General features: G+C 74.2%; 17 protein-coding genes. 7 read left to right on the top strand and 10 right to left on the bottom strand.

The features are described from left to right. The first annotated feature begins 2 nt into the window (after positions 1 to 2). Positions 3 to 4,289 carry a LamG-like jellyroll fold domain-containing protein gene (locus ACWDD9_RS18340; RefSeq protein ID WP_449812044.1) on the top strand — a complete coding sequence of 1,429 codons (4,287 nt, stop codon included), beginning with the start codon at positions 3 to 5 and terminating at the stop codon, positions 4,287 to 4,289. A 97-nt stretch (positions 4,290 to 4,386) separates the two neighbouring features. Here ACWDD9_RS18340 and ACWDD9_RS18335 read toward each other — a convergent pair whose 3' ends face one another. The 4 genes from ACWDD9_RS18335 to ACWDD9_RS18320 form a co-directional block, all read right to left on the bottom strand. Then, complete coding sequence (locus ACWDD9_RS18335; protein WP_449812043.1) at positions 4,387 to 5,148, bottom strand: hypothetical protein; 762 nt, start codon at positions 5,146 to 5,148, stop codon at positions 4,387 to 4,389. 91 nt (positions 5,149 to 5,239) lie between these two features. Beyond that, positions 5,240 to 5,824 carry a PadR family transcriptional regulator gene (locus ACWDD9_RS18330; protein WP_449812042.1) on the bottom strand — a complete coding sequence of 195 codons (585 nt, stop codon included), beginning with the start codon at positions 5,822 to 5,824 and terminating at the stop codon, positions 5,240 to 5,242. A gap of 76 nt (positions 5,825 to 5,900) precedes the next feature. Then, positions 5,901 to 6,461, bottom strand: coding sequence for a YcxB family protein (locus ACWDD9_RS18325; RefSeq protein WP_449812041.1), 561 nt, complete (start codon positions 6,459 to 6,461; stop codon positions 5,901 to 5,903). Between the two features lie 181 nt (positions 6,462 to 6,642). After that, positions 6,643 to 8,685 (bottom strand): oxidoreductase, encoded by a 2,043-nt coding sequence (locus tag ACWDD9_RS18320; RefSeq protein ID WP_449812040.1) that lies wholly within the window; start codon positions 8,683 to 8,685, stop codon positions 6,643 to 6,645. A gap of 275 nt (positions 8,686 to 8,960) precedes the next feature. Between ACWDD9_RS18320 and ACWDD9_RS18315 the strand changes: the two genes are divergently transcribed. Continuing rightward, a complete protein-coding gene (locus ACWDD9_RS18315) occupies positions 8,961 to 10,271 on the top strand; it encodes an FAD-dependent monooxygenase (RefSeq protein ID WP_449812039.1) in 1,311 nt (436 codons plus the stop codon). A 77-nt stretch (positions 10,272 to 10,348) separates the two neighbouring features. Here the strand turns inward: ACWDD9_RS18315 and ACWDD9_RS18310 are convergent, their stop codons facing one another. Together ACWDD9_RS18310 and ACWDD9_RS18305 are read right to left on the bottom strand one after the other, a co-directional pair. Next, positions 10,349 to 10,924, bottom strand: coding sequence for a TerD family protein (locus ACWDD9_RS18310; RefSeq protein ID WP_049650185.1), 576 nt, complete (start codon positions 10,922 to 10,924; stop codon positions 10,349 to 10,351). Between the two features lie 148 nt (positions 10,925 to 11,072). Further along, positions 11,073 to 11,489, bottom strand: a complete 417-nt coding sequence (locus ACWDD9_RS18305; RefSeq protein WP_449812038.1) for a hypothetical protein — start codon at positions 11,487 to 11,489, stop codon at positions 11,073 to 11,075. Positions 11,490 to 11,617: 128 nt separating this feature from the next. Here ACWDD9_RS18305 and ACWDD9_RS18300 point away from each other — a divergent pair, with 128 nt between their 5' ends. Beyond that, positions 11,618 to 11,920 (top strand): hypothetical protein, encoded by a 303-nt coding sequence (locus ACWDD9_RS18300; RefSeq protein ID WP_049650183.1) that lies wholly within the window; start codon positions 11,618 to 11,620, stop codon positions 11,918 to 11,920. A gap of 144 nt (positions 11,921 to 12,064) precedes the next feature. Here the strand turns inward: ACWDD9_RS18300 and ACWDD9_RS18295 are convergent, their stop codons facing one another. Continuing rightward, positions 12,065 to 13,711 carry a glycerol-3-phosphate dehydrogenase/oxidase gene (locus ACWDD9_RS18295; RefSeq protein WP_449812037.1) on the bottom strand — a complete coding sequence of 549 codons (1,647 nt, stop codon included), beginning with the start codon at positions 13,709 to 13,711 and terminating at the stop codon, positions 12,065 to 12,067. Further along, the gene (locus ACWDD9_RS18290) at positions 13,708 to 14,337 is read right to left on the bottom strand and encodes a TetR/AcrR family transcriptional regulator (RefSeq protein ID WP_449812036.1); all 630 of its coding nucleotides are present in this window, start codon (positions 14,335 to 14,337) and stop codon (positions 13,708 to 13,710) included. Before ACWDD9_RS18290 ends, ACWDD9_RS18295 begins: the two co-directional genes overlap by 4 nt. A 74-nt stretch (positions 14,338 to 14,411) precedes the next feature. Here ACWDD9_RS18290 and ACWDD9_RS18285 point away from each other — a divergent pair, with 74 nt between their 5' ends. Together ACWDD9_RS18285 and ACWDD9_RS18280 are read left to right on the top strand one after the other, a co-directional pair. After that, entirely contained in the window at positions 14,412 to 15,980 is a 1,569-nt protein-coding gene (locus ACWDD9_RS18285; protein WP_449812035.1) for an FAD-binding oxidoreductase, read from the top strand. Then, on the top strand, positions 15,977 to 16,885 hold the full coding sequence (locus tag ACWDD9_RS18280; protein ID WP_380738162.1) for a diacylglycerol kinase: 909 nt from the start codon (positions 15,977 to 15,979) through the stop codon (positions 16,883 to 16,885). The genes ACWDD9_RS18285 and ACWDD9_RS18280 overlap by 4 nt, the downstream gene beginning before the upstream one ends. 54 nt (positions 16,886 to 16,939) lie before the next feature. Here ACWDD9_RS18280 and ACWDD9_RS18275 read toward each other — a convergent pair whose 3' ends face one another. Beyond that, positions 16,940 to 17,857, bottom strand: coding sequence for a DUF6891 domain-containing protein (locus ACWDD9_RS18275; RefSeq protein WP_375874523.1), 918 nt, complete (start codon positions 17,855 to 17,857; stop codon positions 16,940 to 16,942). Between the two features lie 206 nt (positions 17,858 to 18,063). After that, positions 18,064 to 18,684 carry a hypothetical protein gene (locus ACWDD9_RS18270; protein ID WP_449812034.1) on the bottom strand — a complete coding sequence of 207 codons (621 nt, stop codon included), beginning with the start codon at positions 18,682 to 18,684 and terminating at the stop codon, positions 18,064 to 18,066. 235 nt (positions 18,685 to 18,919) lie between these two features. Between ACWDD9_RS18270 and ACWDD9_RS18265 the strand changes: the two genes are divergently transcribed. Continuing rightward, positions 18,920 to 19,687 carry an alpha/beta hydrolase gene (locus tag ACWDD9_RS18265; RefSeq protein WP_449812033.1) on the top strand — a complete coding sequence of 256 codons (768 nt, stop codon included), beginning with the start codon at positions 18,920 to 18,922 and terminating at the stop codon, positions 19,685 to 19,687. A gap of 322 nt (positions 19,688 to 20,009) precedes the next feature. Continuing rightward, on the top strand, positions 20,010 to 21,164 hold the full coding sequence (locus ACWDD9_RS18260) for a Cmx/CmrA family chloramphenicol efflux MFS transporter (RefSeq protein ID WP_449812032.1): 1,155 nt from the start codon (positions 20,010 to 20,012) through the stop codon (positions 21,162 to 21,164). Positions 21,165 to 21,471 lie beyond the last annotated feature (307 nt).

The following is a 21,471-nucleotide window of genomic DNA, read 5'->3' as shown; positions in this document are numbered from 1 at the left end:
AGATGGCCACGGTCGACGCCGAGCGCGCCGGCAACAAGCCGCTGCTCAGCCCGACCGACAAGGCCATCGCCGAGGCGCAGAAGTCCGGCAAGCCCGTCCCGATCCCGGAGTTGACGGACGAGGTCAGCGAGACCGTCGCGACCCCGGCCGGCCACCTCAAGCGCACCGAGCACGTCGAGCCGCAGCGGGTGAATCAGAACGGCGCCTGGGCGACGCTTGACGGCGCTCTCGTCCCGGACGGGCAGGGTGGCTACCGGCCGAAGACCGCGCTGTCGGGGTTGCGCCTGTCCGGCGGTGGCCAGGGCCCGCTCGCCACCCTGACCAGCGCCGCCGGCGAGACGCTCACCATCGACTCGCCGTTCCCGCTCACCAAGCCGGCGATCGACCCGAGCGGGGACGCGCTGATCTACCCCGAGGTTGCCCCCGGCGTCGACCTCAAGGTGACCGCCTCCAAGTTCGGCGGGCTCTCCACCGTCCTGATCGTCAAGACCGCGGAGGCGGCGAAGAACCCGGCGCTGAAGAAGGTCCGCTTCGGTACCCAGGGCAAGGGCGTCACCGTCCGGGCCGACGAGGCCGGCAACCTCACCGCCGCGGCCGCCGACGGTACGTCCCGCTGGCACGCCCCCAGCCCGCAGATGTGGGACAGCTCTGCCGCCGCCCCGGTGGCGGCCGCCAAGTCGGCCCCCGCCCTGAGCGCTTCGGCCGGAGACGCCCCGCAGGCGAAGTCCGAGGCGCGCAGCACCGCCGAGGGCCCGGGCTACGGCGCGAAGGTCGCCACCATGTCGACCACCGTCACGGCCGACGCCGTCGAGCTGACCACCGACGACGCGGTGCTCGGCAAGGGCCAGGGCCCGTGGTTCATCGACCCGGCCTGGATCCCCGACCGTAACGTGGCCAACAACTGGACCTGGACCCAGGCCGCCTACCCCGGCAAGGCCAACATCGGGCGGACCACCGGCAGCGGGGACCAGTACGCGCGGCCCGGTGTCGGTTACCAGGGCTACCGGGTCGACAAGGGCATCGAGCGCTCCTACTTCCAGTTCGACACCCACTGGTACCGCGGCGCGATCATCAACCGCGCGACCATGTCGGTGTGGGAGCACGAGTCCTCGGACTTCTCCTGCACCAACAAGTACACCCTGGACCTCTACCTCACCAGCCCGATCAGCGACCAGACCAGCTGGAGCAATCCGCCCACGAACCAGGGCGGCCGACTCGGCGAGGCCTCGGTCCCCGGCGCGGGTCAGCCCGGCTGCGGCGGCGAGTACCAGTTCAACTACGACGTGACCGGGGTCTACCAGAACTTCGGTACCAGCCGCGACACCCTCACCTTCGGTGTGTTCGCCCGCGACGAGTCCAACATGTCGGCGTTCAAGCGGCTCGGCTACAGCCCCGCTGTCGAGATCGAGTACGACCGCGTCCCCAACGTCCCGACCGGCACGTACGCCTCCCCCGCTCCCACCACGGCCGTGCCGTGGGCAGACAACCAGGGCTGCACCGGCGGCACGATGGGCTGGATGAACTCCGCGTCCGGTTTCAACGGCGCCGTCACCCTCAACGCGACGGTCAGCAGCCCGGTCCAGCAGTCGCTCTACGGCTGGATGGGCATCTGGGACTACGCCGACACCAACCGGGCCGACAGCGGCCAGACCCCCGAGGTCGCCAACGGCGGCACGGCCGCGTTCCAGGTCAAGCAGGGCCTGCTCCAGGACGGCCACGTGTACGGCTGGGACGTCATGGCCACCGACGGGCTGGTCCAGCGGTCCGGCGGGAGCCCGGCCTGCCGCTTCGGCGTCGACCTGACCCCGCCGACCCTCTCCGTCCCGGACGCCAACACCCTGCTGCCGGAGGCCGAGCTCGACTACAAGCTCCCGCCGTCCGGCAACGGCCAGGTGACCAGGAAGCACGTGGGCCAGGAGGGCCTGGTGCCGTACACCGCGGCCGACCCGGCCCCGGGCGGCAACGCCTCCGGTGTGGTCTGCGCGCGCTGGTCCTGGGACCCGCAGTTCGCCGGGGACGGCTGGTACTGCGGTGGCGGCATCAGCAACGGGTTCCCCGTCACGCTCTCCCGCTGGGGCACCAACATCCTGTACATGCAGGTGATGGACAACGCGCGCAACGTCTCGCCGGTCGCGCAGTACTCCTTCTACGTGCCGTGGAACCCAGACGGCCCGCCGCCCGTCTTCGGTGACGTCACCGGTGACGGCGCCCCGGACATCCTGCAGCCCGACCAGGCCGGCTACCTGCGCGCCTACAACGCCCCGGGCAACTCGAAGGTCCGCTCCCCGGCCGTGGCGGCCGTCGCCACCCCGGCCGACGCGCCCGGCGGCAAGGGCTGGAACACCATCCAGATCGCCCACCGCGGCACGCTCACCGGTGGCAACAACATCGACGACGTGTTCGCCCATGCTCCCGGTGACCCGCTGCTGCGGCTCTACCAGAACCCCGGGAACACCGGCGCCTACGGCCGGATCGACAAGTCGGTGCCGATCGCCAAGCCGAAGTGCGTCCCGACCGCGTCCGAGGACTGCGCCTGGCTGAAGGCCGCTGGGTACAACGCCGCCGACTGGTCCGGCACGCTGCGGATCGCCGCCCTCGGCGACCCGGTCAGCACCGACCTCGACCCCAAGCTGGGCTTCAAGAACAAGACCGGTCTACTCACCGTCGAGAGCACCAACAACGGTGCCGACGCGGCTCTCTGGTACTACCCGGCCACCAACGCCAACACCCTGGGCAAGCCTGTCCAGCTGGCCGCGTCCGGGTGGAAGGACAAGGAGCTGATCACCCCCGGCGACTGGGCCAAGCAGGGCCGCCCGGGCCTGTGGGCCCGCAACCTCGCGGCCGCCGCCGACGGACCCAAGGACGACCTCCTCGCCTACACCTTCACCACCGGGACCGTCACCGCGACCGACAGCCTGGGCGCGCCCGTCATCGACAGCAACGGCAAGCCGCTGCTCGTGCCGACGCTGACCCAGATGGCGCCGGTCGGCACCCGGATCGGCTGGGTCTCCACCGACACCTACCCGACCGTCGGCTCGGACGGCGACCTCACCGGCAACGGCAACCCCGGCCTCTGGGCCCGGAAGGCCGACGGTTCCCTGGAGATCTGGTGGGGCCAGCCCACCACCCCCGGCAACCCCTCGGCCGGCTTCGGCTGGCTGGCCGGTCCCAGCCCGATCGGGAACACCTCGGTCTCCCCCCAGTGGTGGGCGCTCGACGGCACCGGTGACAGCAGCGGCACCAACACGCTGTACAGGAACGGCGGCGACCCCAAGGCCACCTACCCGGCCGGGGCCGCACTCACCACCGACCACAACCGTGCGGCGAACAAGGCGACCGCCTTCGACGGCACGACGGTCTACCGCACCACCGCGCCGGTCAACTCCGGTTCCAACACCCCGGGGCTGGACACCACCCAGAGCTACAGCGTCTCAGCCTGGGTGAAGATCAACAACACCGACGGCTACCACACCGCGGTCTCGCTCACCGGCAACGAGGCCAGCCCGTTCTATCTGCAGTACTCGAAGTCCCTCAAGAACTGGGCCTTCGTCCTGCCGAGCAACGACAGCTTCAACGCGAGTGCCTGGTACACCGCGTACGACCAGAGCGGCCGCACCACGGCCACGGTCGGCCAGTGGACCCACCTGACCGGCACCTACAACGCCACGAACGGCATGGCCACCCTGTACGTCAACGGCCTGGCCGTCGGCTCCACCAAGGTGGGAACCACGTGGAAGCCGCCGGCGGGCAGCCTCAACATCGGCGGCGCCGCGTACAACAAGGACGTCCCCGCCGACCTCGTCAACGGCGCGATCAGCGACGTCCGGGTCTACCCGTACGCGCTGACCGACCCCCAGGTGAACACCGTCGCCACGTCGCAGTCCATCGTCCACATCCGCAGTGCGGTCGACAAGCACAAGTGCCTGGACAACTGGGGCAGCACCGCGGGCTCGCCGGTGGTGATCTACGACTGCTGGAACGGTGACAAGCAGCACTTCACCGCTACCCGGGACAACCAGCTCAAGACCGTACCGAACGGGCTCTGCATCGGCACCCGGGACGCCAACGTCATCGACGGCACCCCGGTGGTCTCGCAGGCGTGCGACAACTCCGGGGCCCAGACCTGGATCCGCCGCTACGACGGCACGCTCTTCAACCCGGCGTCGAACAGGTGCCTGGACCTGCCCGCGTCCAACACGCAGAACACCACCGCACTGGCCGTCTGGCCATGCGGAAACCAGGCGAACCAGCACTGGCTCTTCGACAACCAGACCCTCGCGGGCGTGTAGCCCCCGTCGGTCGTCGTCAGGCCACCACCGCGGCCCCTCGCCGAGCGCCTCGTGCGTTCGGTGGGGGGCCGCGGTGGTGTTCGGAGGGCGGGGCGGGTCAGACGCGGCGGCCCTCGGTGGGGGTGGCGGGGACGGCCGTGGGGGCGGTGGTGCTGCCGGCCTTGGTGCCGAGGGTGCGTTCGACCTTGGCGACGGCGGTGCGGTACTCCATGGAGGCGGCCTGTTCGTTGCTGCCCTGGCGTTCGAAGTAGCCGAAGGCCATGGCCACCGTGCCGAAGCGTTCGATGCCGACGTAGCCGTTGAGTCGGACGCCGGCCAGGGTGCCGTCGAGGTGGACGGCGGGGGCGTCCTTGCGGTCGCCGAGGGTGACCGGGCTGACGGTGAAGGTCACGGTGTCGCTGGGGCCGGCGTTGAAGGTGATGGTGTGGCAGGTCTTCAGAGCGTCGGCGGCGGAGTTGAAGTCGGTGGCGAGTTGGTCGGACGGCTCGGCCGCGAGGGCCTGGGTGACCATCGGGTTGCCGTTCGGGCCGTCGAGTTCGGTCTCGGCGCGCGGGATCGCCGCGCCCGGCCGGGTGACGTACATGTTGATCAGGGCGCTGAGCGCGTCGCATCCGGTCACCGGGTTCGACGGGCTCGCGCTGGGGCTCGCGCCGGCGCTGGGGCTGGGGCTCTGGGTCACCGGGGGCTCGGTCCAGCCGGGGCCGAGGTCGGCCGCGGTCAGCAGGGCCGACTTCAGCTGGTCGGCGGAGGGCAGTGGCTGGGCGGTTGCGGCGGACGCCGGGAGGGCGGCCGGGCCCAGGGCGACCGCCACGACGACGGCCGCGGCGGTGAGGGCGTGGAAGGGCCTGGTCAGAGACATACGGGTCCCCCGGTCGAGAGTTCGGGAAGGGACAGGCCACCAGTGTCCCACCGGGGGCTGGGCCGGGCGCGCGGGCGGGGATCGGCGCAGGTCAGGGCCGGTCGGAGGCCGCGGAAGCGTCGGAGGGGCGGGCCGGGCGGGAGGGCTCGGCCGGCAGGGTGTCGAGGGTCTCGGCGAGCCACTGCACCCAGAAGCTCTCCAGTCCGATGCCGGCCCGCAGCACCGCGTGCTGGAGCCGGTTCTCCTCGTCCGCCCGCTCGACCGGGAAGTCGCGCCGCTCGATCTCCCGGTAGTCGGCCAACTGCTCGCGGTGCAGGGCGAGATGGCGTTCCAGCTCGGCCGCCAGGCCGTCCGTGCCGACCACCGCGGCCGCCCGCAGCCGCAGCAGCAGGGGCTCCCGGACGGCGCGCGGAGCGGCGCCCTCGGCGGTCCAGCGGGCCAGTTCGGCGCGGCCCTCCGGGAGCACCTCGTACTCCTTCTTCTGCCCGCGCACCGGCGCCTCCGGCCGGAGGGCCCGGATCTGTCCGGAGGCCTCCAGCCGGCCCAGTTCGCGGTAGATCTGCTGGTGGGTGGCGGGCCAGAAGAAGCCGATCGACCGGTCGAACCGCCTGGTCAGCTCCAGCCCCGAGGACGGTTTCTCCAACAGGGCGGTGAGGATGGCGTGCGGCAGCGACATGCCGTCGATCGTACGGGGAGCGGGCAGGGGACGAACGGGGCGAAGGCGGGGTACGGGCGCGCGGGACGGGCCGGGCTCAGCCCCGGGCGGGCGCGGGGGCGTGCCGGTCGAGCACGGCGCGCAGCCGGTCGGGGTCGGCGGTGCCGCGCTTGGGCAGGACGGCCAGGCAGGAGTTGTTCTTGTCGTTGCTCAGCAGGACGAACAGCCCCGGGGTCTCCACGTGGTGCGGGACCGCCTGCCAGCTCAGGGTGCTGGTGGAGTGGCGGTTGGTGATGGTCACGCCGGACGCCGCCACGGTGGCGGTGAACTCGCCCTTGTCGGCGGTCAACTTGTGGAACTGGCCGGCCTGCAGCCGGGGCAGCCAGAGGAGCAGGGCCAGCGCGGCGAGCACCATGAACACCGGCGGGAAGCCGATGCCCTTGCCGGTGGAGAGGTCGAGCGCGGCGATGAGCGGGCCGCAGACGACGAGCAGGTACAGGAACGCCCGCTGGCGCCGGCCCGCGCGCGTCGCCCGGGACCGGGCGGCCAGGGCCTCCCGGAAGTCCGCCACCGTGGGCGTGTACGCCAACTCGACCCGCTCGTCCGCCGCCCGCTCGTCCGCCATCGGCGCGTACGCCGTCTCGCCCTGCTCGTCCATCGGCCTGCTCTCCCCTGTGATCCGCTCCACGCCCCGCGCGCCGTGATCCGCGCTGCGACCTGCGGATACTAGCAACGGCCCCCGGGCGGACGGCGAGTGGTTTTCGGTCGGCGCCCCCGCTCGCGGCGGGGGCGCCGACCGTGCGGGACGCGGGGGCACCGACCGTACGGAACGCGAGGGCTCAGAGCGCCGCGGCGAGCTCGGTGCCCTGCTTGATGGCGCGCTTGGCGTCCAGTTCGGCGGCCACGTCGGCGCCGCCGATCAGGTGCACGGGCAGGCCGCGCTCGCGCAGCGCCTCGTACAGGTCGCGGCGCGGCTCCTGGCCGGTGCAGAGCACGACGGTGTCCACGGGCAGCAGTTGGCGCTCGCCGTCCACCGTGATGTGCAGACCGGCGTCGTCGATCAGGTCGTAGGTGACGCCGGGGACCATCACCACGCCGCGGTGCTTGAGCTCGGTGCGGTGGATCCAGCCGGTGGTCTTGCCGAGGCCGGCGCCGACCTTGCTGGTCCTGCGCTGGAGCAGGTGGACGCTGCGCGGGGGCTTCGGCCGCTCCGGGGCGCGCAGGCCGCCGCGCTCGCGGTACTCCGGGTCGATGCCCCACTTCGCCTGGAACACCGGCGGGTTGAGGCTCGCCGCGTCGCCCGGGTCGGTGAGGAACTCGGCCACGTCGAAGCCGATGCCGCCGGCGCCGAGGATGGCGACCCGCTCGCCGACCGGCGCGCCGTCGCGCAGCACGTCGAGGTAGCCGAGCACGCTGGGGTGGTCGATTCCCGGGATGTCGGCGGGAGTTCGCGGGGTGACGCCGGTGGCGAGGACGAGCTCGTCGTGGCCCTGCCCGACCAGCTGCTCGGCGGTGACGGTCGCGCCGAGCCGCAGCGTGACGTCCAACTCGGCCAGCCGGGTGCGGAAGTAGCGCAGCGTCTCGTCGAACTCCTCCTTGCCGGGGATGCGCCGGGCGATGTTCAGCTGCCCGCCGATCGCCTCGGCGGCGTCGTACAGGGTGACGTCGTGGCCGCGCTCGGCGGCGGAGACGGCGAAGGCGAGGCCGGCCGGGCCCGCCCCGACGACGCCGATCCGCTTGCGCGACTTCGTTGCCCCGAGGATGAGTTCGGTCTCGTGGCAGGCGCGCGGGTTGACCAGGCAGGAGGTGATCTGGAGGTTGAAGGTGTGGTCGAGGCAGGCCTGGTTGCAGCCGATGCAGGTGTTGATGGCCTCGGCGCGGTCGTCCCGGGCCTTGGCGACGAAGTCGGCGTCGGCGAGCAGCGGGCGGGCCATCGAGACCAGGTCCGCGCTGCCCTCGGCGAGCAACTGCTCGGCGATCTCGGGGGTGTTGATGCGATTGGTGGTGACCAGCGGGATGCCGACCTTGCCCATCACCTTCTTCGTCACCCAGCCGAAGGCGCCGCGCGGCACGGAGGTGGCGATGGTGGGGATGCGGGCCTCGTGCCAGCCGATGCCGGTGTTGATGATGGTCGCCCCGGCGGCCTCGACGGCCTGGGCGAGCCGCACGACCTCGTCGAGGGTGGAGCCGCCGGGCACCAGGTCGAGCATGGAGAGGCGGTAGACGATGATGAAGTCCTCGCCGACCCGCTCGCGGACCCGGCGGACGATCTCCACCGGGAAGCGCATCCGCCGCTCGTACGTGCCGCCCCACTCGTCCTCGCGGTGATTGGTCGCGGCGACGATGAACTCGTTGACCAGGTAGCCCTCGGAGCCCATGATCTCGACGCCGTCGTACCCGGCGCGGCGGGCGAGTTCGGCGCAGCGGGCGAAGTCCTCGACGGTCTGCTCGACCTGCTCGGCGGTGAGCGCGTTGGGCGTGAAGGGGCTGATCGGGGCCTGAATCGCGCTGGGGGCGACCAGGTCCCGGTGGTAGGCGTAGCGGCCGAAGTGCAGGATCTGGAGGGCGATCCTGCCGCCGGCGGCGTGCACCGCGTCGGTGGCCACGCGGTGCTTGTCGGCCTCCTCCTCGGTGGTCAGCATCGCGCCGCCCTCCCAGGGGCGCCCGGCCTCGTTGGGGGCGATGCCGCCGGTGACGATCAGGCCGACGCCGCCGCGGGCCCGCTCGGCGTAGAAGGCGGCCATCCGCTCGTAGCCGCCGGGGGCCTCCTCCAGGCCGACGTGCATCGAGCCCATGATCACGCGGTTGGGCAGGGTGGTGAAGCCGAGGTCGAGCGGGCTGAGCAGGTGCGGGTAGCGGTTGCTGCCGGGGTGGGCGCTCATCGACGTCTCCTGGGGCGCGGGCGGGGAGTGGACCGGGGCGTTGTGGACCGGGGGCGTTGTTACCGCAGGGTAGGGGACGGGCGGCGGGGTATGCAACTAGTTGCATAAGGCTCTCCCGGGTCGCCGGGAGGGCCCTCCGGATGGCTCGAACACGGCGCCGGGGACCGACCGGACGCGTATCGTCGTGTCCCGGACATCGCGGGGGCGTCGCGGGGGGACATCGCATCGCGGGGACGCCGCGGACTCGAAGCTCGGGACTCAGGAGAGGAGCGACCGTGCGCGGTGGCTCGGTGGCCGTGGTCGGGGGCAGCATCGCCGGGAGCGCCTTCGCCGGCGCGGCCGCCCGGCTCGGCGCGGAACGGGTGGTGGTGCTGGAACGCAGCCCCGGGCACCTGGAGGACCGCGGCGTGGGCCTGTGCACCCACAACGACCGCTTCGACGAACTGGTCCGGGCCGGACACCTCGACGCGGACACCCGCCGCCACCGCCTCACCGTCCGCCGCTGGGTCGCCCGGGGCGCGGCCGGCGAGGGCGACGGGCCGGACGGCTGCGGGCGACTGCTCTGGGCCCAGCCCTTCCCGTTCCACTCGCACCACTGGGGCGTGCTCTGGCAGGCCCTGCGCGAACGGATGCCCGAGCAGGTCGAGTTCCGGCTGGGTGCCACCGTGACGGCCGTCGGCAACGAGCCGGACGGGGGCGAACCGGACGGCAGCGGGTCGGAGGGCCCCCAGGCTGAGCCGGACGGCACCCGGGCCGAGGCGGGCGGAGCCTGGGTCGAGACGGACGGCGGCCGCGAGACGTACGACCTGGTGATCGGCGCCGACGGCTACCGCTCGGTGGTCCGCGAGGCCGTCTGCCCGCAGGCCGAGCCCGAGTACGCCGGGTACGTGTGCTGGCGCGGCAGCTACGACGCCGCCCTGCTGGCCGAGCTGCCCGGCGGCGCGGCGCCCTGGCCGGAGGAGCAGTGCATCACCGCCTGCTACCCCGGCGGCCAGGTGGTGATCTACCGCATCCCCGGGGTCGCGCCCGGCCGCACCCAGGTGAACTGGGTCTTCTACGCCCCCACCCCCGCCTGGCTGCGACTGGACGGCCCGACCAGCATCCCGGCGGGCAGCCTCACCGACCCGCAGGTGGACGAGCTGCGCCGGCTCGCCGAGCGGTACCTGCCGCCGTACTGGGCCGGCCTGGTCACCCTGACCCCGCGCGAACGGACCTTCCTCCAGCCGGTCTACGACCTGGCGGCCCCGGCCCGGACGGCCGGACGGCTGCTGATCGGCGGGGACGCGGCCACCGTGGTGCGCCCGCACAACACCAGCGGCGCGGTGAAGGCGATCCAGGACGCCCACGCCTTCGAGCTGGCGGGGCGGGAGGCCGGCTCCTGGGCAGCTCTGCTGGCTGCCTACGACCGCGAACGGACGGCGGCCGGGCGGGAGTTGGTGGAACTGGGCCGCACCCTGGGCCGGGCCCAGGTCACCGCGGCGCCGGACTGGTCGGGGATGGACGAACCGGCCATGACCGCCTGGTGGCACCACCAGTTCACCGGCGGCGGGGGCTTCGGCGGCCACGCGCTCGGCCGTACCGACTGAGCGCGTGGCCGTGACTGCCGGACCCCGGTCGACCCGCTTCGGGCGAACGGGCGTCGACCGCTACCGGCTGGCGACGGTCAGACGTTGACGCCGTAGTCGGTCGCGATGCCGCGCAGGCCGGAGGCGTAGCCCTGGCCGATGGCGCGGAACTTCCACTCGTTGCCGTTGCGGTACAGCTCGCCGAAGACCATCGCGGTCTCGGTCGAGGCGTCCTCGGTCAGGTCGTAGCGCGCGATCTCCAGGCCGTTGGCCTGGTTGACGATCCGGATGAACGCGTTGCGCACCTGGCCGAAGTTCTGCAGCCGGGCGTCGGCGTCGTAGATCGACACCGGGAAGACCACCTTGGCCACGTCGGCCGGGACGCGGTCCAGGTCGACCTTGATCTGCTCGTCGTCCCCGTCTCCGCCGCCGGTCAGGTTGTCGCCGCTGTGCTCGACCGAACCCTCGGGGCTGCGGAGGTTGTTGAAGAAGACGAAGTGCTGGTCCGAGACCACCTTGCCCAGCGCGTTGCACAGCAGCGCACTGGCGTCCAGGTCGTAGTCGGCCCCGGTGGTGGTGCGCACGTCCCAGCCGAGACCGACGATCACGGCGCTCAGACCGGGCGCCTCCTTGCTCAGCGAGACGTTGCCGCCCTTGGCCAGCGAAACTCCCACAATGCCCTCCTCTGATCTCTCCCTGTGGACGAATCTACAACACTGTAGAGATCACGAGAATCCGTCTGCAGGCGGGCCCACCCCGGGAATTTCTCCGGGTCGCACACGGGAACCCTGCGCGGGAACCGCCGCCGGCCCGGCCAGGGCGTCACCGCACGGCGTCGATCTCGATCCGCAGCGCACCGTTCTCGGCCGTCGCCCTGCGGCCCCAGCCCAGCAGCAGGCCCAGCACCTCGCGCTCGGCGGCCGGGAGCCGGGCCAGGTCCACCTGCTCGATCTCCCGGACCAGCGCGGCCATCGACGGCTGCCGGATCCGGCTGCTGAAGTCGAGGTCCGGCTCGTGGCGGGCGAGGGTGGGCAGGGTCCGCGTACCCAGACGGCGCAGGACGGCCCACAGGGCGCCGCCGTCGACCCAGGCCTCCAGCCGCCCGGGCTGCGGCGCCGGGCCGGCCCCGCGCCCCGTCCTCGCCTTGACCGGCACCCGGTACAGGCCGAGGACGTACTCGTCCTCGGCCACCTCCTCGTCCGGCCCGTACGGCCGCAGGCCGCCCGCTGTGCTCCGCATGCCGAGCACCCTAGCGACCTCCCGCCCTAGACTGGCAGTGGATTTCCCCTCGTCCACTCTTCCCCCGTTCCCCCTCGTCGGCTCGCCGCCGTCTCCCCTCGTCGCAGGCCCGGTCGCCGGAGGTCCCGATGCGCCAGCGGTACAGCTTCCACCTCGACCAGGGCGGGCACTCGGTGACCGTCAACGTCCGGTCCGGCTGGATCACCGAGACCGAGCTGCTGGTCGACGGCAAGGAGTGCGACTTCCACCGGGTCCACGGGCACGGCGACTATCCGCTGACCCTCACCGCCCAGGTCGCCGAGGAGCCACCGACGCCGCCAAGGCCGCTCGCGGTGCGGCTGGACCGCACCGGCCGGGCCGAGCACCCGCTCTCCTGCGTCCTGGAGCTGTCCGGCGCCCAGCACCCGATGCCCGAGCGCACGGCGCGCTGATTCCGCTTCCTCCCCCCGCGAATTCCGCCTCCTCCGCACGGCCGCGCCCATCCACGGCTGCCGCGCCAAGGCGTGGAGCCGCAGGAACGGAGCGGACACGTGCCGGTACGGCGCTCAGCCGGGCCGGCCCCACGCGCTGCCGCGCTACCGCGCCTCCTCGACGATCTCCTCGACCGCCTTCCTTGCCCGCTCGGCGTCCTCCGCGACCAGCCCGATCCTGGTGCGGCGGTCGAGCACGTCGGCCGCGTCCAGCGCGCCCTCGTGGCTGACGGCGTAGGCGATCTCGGCGCGGGTCACGTCCAGGCCCTCGGCGATCGGCGTCAACTCTCCGGCCGCCAGCACCTCGTGGGCCGCGCCGCCGTGGCGGGCGAGCAGTGAGGCGGGCACCCGCCCGGCGGTTCCGCCCTCCGGGACCCCGGCGGGCAGCGGGCGGCTGTCCCCGTGGCCGGGGGCGCCGACCAGCGGCAGCCGGGCCGTCCAGCAGGCGCGGGCGGGCAGGCCGCGCAGCCGGACGGCGGTGTCCACCGCGTCCTCGGCCATCCGGCGGTAGGTGGTGAGCTTGCCGCCGACCACGGTGATCACCCCGGACGGGCTCTCCAGCACCGCGTGCTCGCGGGAGATGTCGGCGGTGCTGCCGTCCCCGGTGTCGATCAGCGGGCGCAGCCCGGCGTAGGCGCCGATCACGTCCGCCCTGGTCAGGGCGGTGGCGAGGGCGGCGTTGACGGTGTCGAGGAGGAAGGAGCGCTCGGCCTCGGTGGGCTGCGGCTCGTCCGGGATCGGGCCCGGGGCGTCCTCGTCGGTCAGGCCGATCGCGACCCGGCCGAGCTGCTGCGGGAGGGCGAAGACGAAGCGGCTGGTGGAGCCGGGCACCGGCACGGTGAGGGCGGCGGTCGGGTTGCCGAGGGCCTTCGCGTCCACCAGCAGGTGGGTGCCCCGGCTGGGCCGGAGCCGGATCGAGGTGTCCACCTCGCCCGCCCAGACGCCGGTGGCGTTGACCACCGCGCCGGCCCGGACGGCGAGTTCCCGCCCGGTCAGGATGTCGACCAGCCGGGCCGAGGTGCCGGTGACCTGCTCGGCGCGCACCCTGGTCAGCACGCTGGCACCGTACTGCGCGGCGGTCCGGGCCAGTGCGACCACCAGCCGGGCGTCGTCCACGAGTTGGCCGTCGTGGGCGACCAGCGCGCCGCGCAGCCCGTCCGTCCGCACGCCCGGCACCAGCCGGCGGGTCCGGTCGGCGTCGATCCGGCGCACCCGGGGCAGCAGCGCGCCCGGGGTGCCGGCCGTCAGGCGCAGCGCGTCCCCGGCGTGGAAGCCGGTACGGATCAGCGCGGCCTGGCCGGGGCGCAGCAGGTCCGGGAGCAGCGGCACCAGTTGGGGCAGTGCGCGGATCAGGTGCGGGGCGGTGCGGGTCATCAGCACACCGCGCTCCACCGCGCTCTCCCGGGCCACCTTGATCCGCCCTGAGGCGAGGTAGCGCAGGCCGCCGTGCACCAGCTTGGAACTCCAGCGGCTCGTCCCGAAGGCGAGGTCCCGGGCCTCGACCAGCACCGTGCGCAGGCCGCGCGAGGCCGCGTCCAGGGCCACTCCGGCACCCGTGACGCCGCCGCCGATGACCAGGAGGTCGATCCGGGCGTCGTCGCCGAGCGCCTCCAGCTCCGCCGCCCTTCGGACGGCGTTGAGCCGGGAGGTCCCGGCGTACGGACCGGCGTACGGGCCCGCGTGCGAACCGGAGGACGGACCGGCGTGCGAGCTGGAGTGCGGACCGGCGTGCGGGCCTGCGGTGGGGGTCATGGCGCGAGGTATCCGTTCAGTGCTCTGGCCAGTTCGCACCGCCAGGCCGCCTCGGGCAGCAGGGAGGCGACCATGCGGTGCGACTGGACGGTGGACTGGGCTGTCAGCAGGACCATGGCGGCCAGTTCGAGCGGCTCGCCCTCCCGGATCGAGCCGTGCGCCTGGCCCTGCTCGATGCCGGTGCGCAGTGCCTCCAGCAGGCCGCGCTGGCTGGCGCCGAGCCGCTCGACGACGTACTCGAGCAGCAGGTCGGAGTCGTCGGAGCGCAGCAGCGCGCCGATCACCGGGTGGTCGCGCAGCCGGACGGCGATCTCCACGGTCCGCTCGACGAAGGCCTCCCGGTCCCGGCCGGTCGGCACGGCGGCCTCCAGGGTGGCCAGGATCTCCCGGGTGAGCAGCGCGCCGATCACCGCCCGGACGTCCGGCCAGCGGCGGTAGACGGTCGGCCGGCTGACCCCGGCACGGCGGGCGATCTCGGCGAGCTGGGTGCGGCGCACGCCGAGGTGGACCATCAGGTCGGCGGCGGCGTCCAGGATCGCGTCGTCGGTGCTGCGGGCCCCCGGGACCTGGCCGGTGCCCCCGTGGGTCTGGCCCGGCGTCTCGGGCTCGTCGTTACTACTTGACATGATGTGTGAAACTGTAACGCATGGCACCTGAGACGCAAGCGGGACCGGCCGGCGCCGCACTTCCGCTCCCCCCGATGAAGTGGGACGCCTGGGGCGACCCGGCCCTGGCCAAGGAGCTGTCCGCCGACATCAAGGGACTGCTCGCCGCCGCCCTCGGCGTCACCGGCGACGCCGCCCCCGGGCCGAGCGCCGACGAGGTCGTCCTGCACCCGTCCCGGCTCTCCGCCGAGGACCTCGACGCGCTGGCCGGCGCGGTCGGCAAGGAGCACGTCAGCGCCGCCGACGCCGACCGGCTGCCGCGCGCCGGCGGCAAGTCCACCCCGGACCTGCTGCGCCGCCGCAGCCGCGAGGCGCAGGACGCCCCCGACGCCGTCGTGCTGCCCGGCAGCGAGCAGGAGGTCGCCGCCGTCCTCGCGGTGTGCGCCGAACGCCGCATCGCCGTCGTCCCGTTCGGCGGCGGCACCAGCGTGGTCGGCGGCCTCGACCCCGAGCGCGGCGGCCTCACCGCCGTCGTCTCCCTCGACCTGCGCCGCTTCGACCAGCTGCTCGACCTGGACGAGACCTCCGGCGAGGCCGTCCTCGGCGCCGGCCTCACCGGCCCGGCCGCGGAGGAGCTGCTCGCCGAGCGCGGCTGGGAGCTCGGCCACTACCCGCAGAGCTTCCGCTACGCCACCATCGGCGGCTTCGCGGCCACCCGCTCCTCCGGCCAGGACTCCGCCGGGTACGGGCGCTTCGACGAGATGGTGCGCGGGCTGCGCGTCGTCACCCCGGCCGGGGTGCTCGACCTCGGCCGCGCCCCCGCCTCCGCCGCCGGCCCCGACCTGCGCCAGCTCTTCCTCGGCTCCGAGGGCACCCTCGGCGTGATCACCGCCGTCCGGCTGCGCGTCCACCCGCTGCCCGCCGTCAAGGCGTACGAGGCGTGGAGCTTCCCCGACTTCGCCACCGGCACGGCCGCGCTGCGCGCCGTCGAGCAGCAGGGCACCGGCCCGACCGTGATCCGGCTCTCCGACGAGGCCGAGACCATGATCAACCTGGCCATGACCGAGCAGATCGGCGGCGCCCCGGCGGTCAGCGGCTGCCTGGCCGTCACCGTCTTCGAGGGCGGCGCCACCCAGGTCGCCGCCCGACAGCAGCTCACCCGCGACGCCCTGCTCGCCGCCGGCGGCACCTCGCTCGGCGAGGGCCCCGCCCGGGCCTGGGAGCACGGCCGGTTCAGCGCCCCCTACCTGCGCGACTCGCTGCTCGCCGCGGGCGCGCTGTGCGAGACCCTGGAGACCGCGGCCTCCTGGAGCCGGCTGCCGGCCCTGCGGGCCGCCGTCACCGAGGCGCTCACCGGCGCCCTGCCCGGCTCCCTGGTGCTCTGCCACGTCTCGCACGTCTACCCGACCGGCGCCTCGCTCTACTTCACCGTCGTCGCCGCCCTCGGCGAGGACCCGCTCACCCGCTGGGGCGCCGCCAAGCGCGCCGCCGGGGACGCCATCCTCCGCGCCGGCGGCACCATCAGCCACCACCACGCCGTCGGCGCCGACCACCGGCCCTGGATGACCGAGGAGATCGGCGACCTCGGCGTGCGCATCCTGCGCGCCGTCAAGGCCGAACTCGACCCGGCGGGCATCCTCAACCCGGGCAAGCTGATCCCGTGAACGACGTGAGAACCGTCCGCAGGGTCGCCGTTCTCACCAACCCGGCGGCGGGCATCGGCCACGCCGAGCCCGCCGCCCACCGGGCCACCGCCCGGCTGCGGGCCCTCGGCGTCGACGTCGAACCGCGGGCCGGGCGCTCCCCCGAGGACGCCGTCAGGCTCGCCCGCGAGGCGGCGGCCGACGGCGTGGACGCGGTGGCCGTGGTCGGCGGCGACGGCATGATCAACCTCGCCCTCCAGGCCCTGGCCGGCACGCCCGTCCCGCTCGGCGTGATACCGGCCGGCACCGGCAACGACCACGCCCGCGAGTACGGCCTGCCGCTCGGCGCCCCCGAGGCCGCCGCCGACGTCATCGCCGCCGGGCGCACCCGCGGCGTCGACCTCGGCCGGATCACCGGCCCGGACGGCGCGGTGCGCTGGTACGGCTCCGTCCTCGCCACCGGCTTCGACTCCCTGGTCAGCGACCGCGCCAACCGGCTGCGCTGGCCGCGCGGCCGGATGCGCTACAACCTCGCCATCGCCGCCGAGTTCGCCAACCTCCGCCCGCTGCCGTTCCGCATCACCCTCGCCGACGGCACCGTCATCGAACGCGACCTCACCCTGGCCGCCGTCGGCAACACCCGCAGCTACGGCGGCGGCATGCTGATGTGCCCCGCCGCCCTGCCCGACGACGGACTGCTCGACCTCACCCTCGTCGACGCCATGCCCCGGCTGCGCATCGCCCGCTTCTTCCCCACGCTCTTCAAGGGCACCCACATCACCTATCCGGAGGTCACCACGCTGCGCACCGAAGCCCTGCGGATCGAGTCCCCCGGCATCACCGCCTACGCCGACGGCGAGTTCATCGCCGCGCTCCCGGTGGACGTCGCGGTGGCACGGGACGCCCTGCGGGTGCTGGTGCCGTGAGGGGCTGACGCCGCCGTCCGGCCGTCGGGGTGCCGCCGGACCGCGGTGCCGGTCTCACCCTGCCAGGCGGCGGCGCCACAGCAGCGGGCGTATCTCGACGGCCTGGGACGGGTCGCCGTTCCAGACCGTCGGCAGGCCGGCCTCCGCCAGGGCGGCGACCACCTCCTTCCCGACCGCGGCGGTGGCCGCCGGGGAGCCGTCGAAGCCGCCGTACAGCAGGGACAGTCCGTGGCCGAGGGCGGCGGATTCGGTGCCCTGGGCGTGGAAGTAGACGAAGCCGCGGGCGTCGGCCTCGCCGGCCTCGGCGATCTCGGCGTCGCCGCAGGAGCGGCAGCAGCCGAAGTCCTCCCGGGCCGTGATGCCGCCCGCCTCCAGGGCGGCGAAGGCCCGGGCCAGGCGCTCCGGATCCGTCTCGCCGATCCAGCCGGTCTGCTCGCCGACCCGCTCCAGCCAGAGCCGGTCGGCTAGTTGCTCGGCCTGGGGGCGCGAGAGCGGGCGGCGGTCGCCCGCGACCAGGTGCTCCTCGGCCTGCTCGGCGAGCCGGGCGCGGTCGGTGTAGCCGCAGGCCAGCGTCAGCCGCAGCCGGTCCTCCAACTCCCGCCGCTCGCCCGCCTCCAGGTCGATCGGCGGCACCGGCGCCGGCGCCGGGCCCAGGTCGAGCGGCTGCCAGTCCAGCCCCTCGTCCCAGCCCGCCGCGCCGCGCGCCCAGCCCGTCATCGCCGCGACCACCGGCTCGGGCCCGTCCAGCCGCACCTCGAAGTGCCGCTCGGCGGAGCCGTCCCGGTGCTCCAGCGTGTACTCCTCGCCGTCGGCGTGCCACACCTGCACGTACACGTCCGGCAGGTCCGGTATCCGCTCCACGACGAGGAAGCGGTCGTCCGGCGCACCGATGCGCCGGACCATCCCCGCGAGGTCGTCCGCGGACACCCTCAGGTGCCGCGTCTCGTTCGTCTGCACCGTGATCGCCAGCATGACGTCACCGTTGCACACGGCACTGACAATCCCCGTGGCCGATCCCCGGCGGCCGATCCCCGCAACAGATCCCGCGGTTCAGGCCCGCCACGCCCGTACCCGGCCGGCCAGCAGCACGCGGTTCTCCCGCCCCGGCCCCTCCACCACCGTGAACCCGTCGTCCCAGGCCGCGGCGGCCTCGGCGGCGAACGTCCCGTCGTCCGTGCTCAGGCCTCGTGGACGAGGGACTTCAGCTCGCCGACGCTCTCGGTGAGGGTCGGTTCGCCGGAGCCCGGGTCGACGGTGAAGACGCGGTAGCCGGCGTCGGTGGTGACCCTGACCCGGCCGGACCCGGCCCATTCCGCCGCGACGAACTCCCCCTGGCCCCGGAAGCCGCCCGTGTGGAGGGCGAGGACGTCCCAGCGGCGGGTCGCCAGGCCGGTGCCGGTCTCCAGCCGGACGAAGTAGCGCCCGTTGTAGCCCTCCGGATCGTCGTGGTGGGCCACCGTCAGGACGTGGTCCGCCCGCTCCGGGGACGCGGTGCGGCTCACCCCCTGGACCTTCGGTCCGAACATCTGCAGGACGTGGCCGCCACCCGACAGCAGCAGCCCGAACACCGCGAACGCCGACGCCAGCCCGCCGACGACGTCCCACCGGCCGCGGACCACGACCGCGGCCAGCAGCAGGACGGCGGCCAGGCCGAGCATCGCCCACGGCCGGTTCAGGACGTCGGCCACCACCGCCCGCCCACCGTTCCCGGACTCCATCCGCCCCACCGCCCACAGCGCCGGCGGCAGCAGCAGCGCGGTGGCGGCCACGATGCCGCCGGCTCTCCCACGGTTCGCCATCGAACCCCCTCCTCGGTTTCCGGGCATCCTAGGGCGCTGCCCGCCCCCGGCCCGACCGAGACGTTCTCCGGTGCCCCGGTACCGCCGGTCTGCTAGCCTCCTGGAGGCCGTGCGAGAGAACGAGGAGGTGGTACCCGTGAACGTTTCGACATGGGTGCTCTCCTCCGGGGTCACGGTCGGGCGATAGGTCGTCGTCCGGGAGCGCCGTTCCAGTGCACTCCCGAAAGGCACGACCATGCGTTTCACTTCCGAACAGCACCTCGATGACGGCGTCCTCGAGCGTGGGTTCACCCTCGGCGAGATCCCCGGCATCCTGTGGACGCCCGCATCCGCCTCCCCGTCCGAGCCGGTCCCGCTGGTCCTGCTCGGCCACCCCCCGCTCGGACTGCGCAGGATGCACCCCCGGCTGGTCGCCCGGGCCCGACGCTGCGCGGCGGACGGCTTCGCCGCGGCCACCATCGAGCTCCCCGGCAGCGGGGACCGGCCCCGCTGGGCCGCCCTCGAGCAGGCCCGCGCCGACCTGCGCCGGGCCATGGAGGCCGGCGAGCCGGTCGGCGAGGAGATCGTCGACGCCCTCGTCCTCCCGCTCGTCGACAAGTCCGTCCCGGAATGGCAGGCCGCCCTCGACGCCCTCCTCGCCCTGCCCGGGATCGGCGGCCCGGTCGGGTACTCGGGGGGAGTCATCTCCATCGGCGTCCGGCTGGCGGTGGTCGAGCCGCGCATCGTGGCCGCCGGCCTCTTCGCCGGGAGCCTCGTTCCCCGCGCCGTGTTCGAGGAGGCCCGCCGGGTCACCATTCCGCTGCACGTCCTGCTGCAGTGGGACGACGAGGGCAACGACCGGCAGGCGTCCCTGGACCTGTTCGACGCCTTCGGCTCCCGGGAGAAGACGCTGCACGCCAACATGGGCGGGCACACGGGCGTCCCGCGGTTCGCGGGCGAGGACGCGGCCGGGTTCTTCGCCCGGCACCTGCGCCAGCCGCAGGCCGGTCCCGGTAGGCAGTAGGCCGGTGCCGGCCGGCCGTCGCGATCGAGGAGGGCGCGGGCCCTCCTCGATTCGCGGCGCGCCGGCCGGTGACTCCCGGCCCGGCCGCCGGGAAAACCGGGTGACCCGGCGGCAGGGGGTCGGGTAGCGTGCCGGGCATGTCGAGCCCTGAGGCATCCAGGGTGGGGGCTTTCGGTCACGCGCCGTCAGCCCCCTGAAACCCCGGAGATCCTGAACCACTGAGGTCCGAGCGAGCGCCACGCCTGCGCCGCCCGGGGGTTGAGCGTGCGGTGACGAGACGTCCGTCCTCCTCGTTCCCACCGCCCCGCTTCGGAGCCTCTCGATGCCCCTTCCGCTCTATCTGCTCGCCCTGGCCGTGTTCGCCATGGGCACCTCGGAGTTCATGCTCGCCGGGCTGCTGCCCGGACTCGCCGCCGATCTCGGCGTCACCGTCGGTACGGCCGGCGGGCTGACCTCGGCCTTCGCGGTCGGGATGGCGGTCGGCGCGCCGCTGATGGCCGGGCTCGCCCGCGGCCGGTCGGGGCGCGGCAGCCTGCTCGGGTTCGTCCTGGTGTTCGCGGCGGCGCACGCCGTCGGGGCGGTGACGACGAGCTTCCCGGTGCTGGTGGCCACCCGGGTGGTCGCCGCGCTCGCCAACGCCGGGTTCCTGGCGGTGGCACTGACCACCGCCGCCGCGCTCGTCCCGGCGGACCGCAAGGGGCGGGCGCTCGCCGTGCTGCTGTCGGGGACGACGGTGGCGACGGTCGCCGGCGTCCCGGGCGGGGCGGTGCTGGGCGCGCTGTTCGGGTGGCGCGCCGCGTTCTGGGCCGTCGCGCTGCTCTGCCTGCCGGCCGCCCTCGGCATCGCCAAGGGCCTTCCGCCCGTTGCCCCGTCGAGCGACCAGGCCGCGGCCACGGACCCGGCCCTGCGCGCGGAGCTCGGCGAGCTGCGCCGCCCCCCGCTGCTCCGCGCGATGCTGCTCGCCGCACTGGTGAACGCGGCGACCTTCGGCGGCTTCACCTTCCTCTCCCCCCTGGTGACCGGCCCGGCCGGGCTGGGCGACCTGTGGGTGCCGGTCGCGCTGGTGCTGTTCGGGGCCGGGTCGTTCGCCGGGGTCACCGTCGCCGGGCGGCTCGCGGACCGGCGCCCCGGCCTGGTCCTCGCCGTCAGCGGCCCGCTGCTGCTGGCGGGCTGGCCCGCCCTGGCCGTCCTGGCGGACGCGCCTGGCGCGCTGCTGCCGCTGGTGTTCCTGCTGGGCGGGCTGTCCTTCGCGGTCGGCGGCACGCTGATCACCCGGGTGCTGTACGAGGCGGCCGGCGCCCCCGCGCTGGCCGGCGCCTACGCGACCGCCGCCCTCAACCTCGGCGCCACGGCCGGCCCGCTGCTGGCCGCCACTTCCCTCGGCACGGCGGCCGGTGACCTCGGCCCGTTCTACGCGGGCGGCCTGCTGGTCGCCGCCGCACTGCTGGTCGCGGCGGTGCGGCCGCGGCTCGACTGAGCCCTGCCGGAGCCGGCTGCGGGCTGCGGCGGAAGCGGGCCGCCGCCCGCGGCGCGGTGGGCCGCTCCTGGTCCGGCGTGTCGACCGGCACCCGGACGTGCACGCCGGTCGGCACCTGTCGATCACCCGGGCGGCGGGGCCGGGCCCGGCACCCAGGAGACCGGCCCCGACGGTGCAACTCCGCTGCCCACGGCGGCCGGTGGCCCGGTGATGCCCCGCCGAGGACCGGCCCTGACAGCGGACTCCCCCACCCGCGACGACCCGCGCCGCAGCCCGACGCAGGATGGCTGCCTGCCGGGACCGACCC

It is taken from the genome of Kitasatospora sp. NPDC001119 (assembly GCF_053598475.1).
This window is presented reverse-complemented; position numbering and strand designations above follow the sequence as displayed.

What these genes read in the sequence shown, in the direction of transcription:
- ACWDD9_RS18340 (WP_449812044.1), top strand. Translation starts at nt 3, where the DNA reads ATGGCCACGGTCGACGCCGAGCGCGCCGGCAACAAGCCGCTGCTCAGC.
- ACWDD9_RS18335 (WP_449812043.1), bottom strand. Translation starts at nt 5,148, where the DNA reads ATGTCTCTGACCAGGCCCTTCCACGCCCTCACCGCCGCGGCCGTCGTC.
- ACWDD9_RS18330 (WP_449812042.1), bottom strand. Translation starts at nt 5,824, where the DNA reads ATGTCGCTGCCGCACGCCATCCTCACCGCCCTGTTGGAGAAACCGTCC.
- ACWDD9_RS18325 (WP_449812041.1), bottom strand. Translation starts at nt 6,461, where the DNA reads ATGGACGAGCAGGGCGAGACGGCGTACGCGCCGATGGCGGACGAGCGG.
- ACWDD9_RS18320 (WP_449812040.1), bottom strand. Translation starts at nt 8,685, where the DNA reads ATGAGCGCCCACCCCGGCAGCAACCGCTACCCGCACCTGCTCAGCCCG.
- ACWDD9_RS18305 (WP_449812038.1), bottom strand. Translation starts at nt 11,489, where the DNA reads ATGCGGAGCACAGCGGGCGGCCTGCGGCCGTACGGGCCGGACGAGGAG.
- ACWDD9_RS18300 (WP_049650183.1), top strand. Translation starts at nt 11,618, where the DNA reads ATGCGCCAGCGGTACAGCTTCCACCTCGACCAGGGCGGGCACTCGGTG.
- ACWDD9_RS18295 (WP_449812037.1), bottom strand. Translation starts at nt 13,711, where the DNA reads ATGACCCCCACCGCAGGCCCGCACGCCGGTCCGCACTCCAGCTCGCAC.
- ACWDD9_RS18290 (WP_449812036.1), bottom strand. Translation starts at nt 14,337, where the DNA reads ATGTCAAGTAGTAACGACGAGCCCGAGACGCCGGGCCAGACCCACGGG.
- ACWDD9_RS18285 (WP_449812035.1), top strand. Translation starts at nt 14,412, where the DNA reads ATGAAGTGGGACGCCTGGGGCGACCCGGCCCTGGCCAAGGAGCTGTCC.
- ACWDD9_RS18275 (WP_375874523.1), bottom strand. Translation starts at nt 17,857, where the DNA reads ATGCTGGCGATCACGGTGCAGACGAACGAGACGCGGCACCTGAGGGTG.
- ACWDD9_RS18270 (WP_449812034.1), bottom strand. Translation starts at nt 18,684, where the DNA reads ATGGCGAACCGTGGGAGAGCCGGCGGCATCGTGGCCGCCACCGCGCTG.
- ACWDD9_RS18265 (WP_449812033.1), top strand. Translation starts at nt 18,920, where the DNA reads ATGCGTTTCACTTCCGAACAGCACCTCGATGACGGCGTCCTCGAGCGT.
- ACWDD9_RS18260 (WP_449812032.1), top strand. Translation starts at nt 20,010, where the DNA reads ATGCCCCTTCCGCTCTATCTGCTCGCCCTGGCCGTGTTCGCCATGGGC.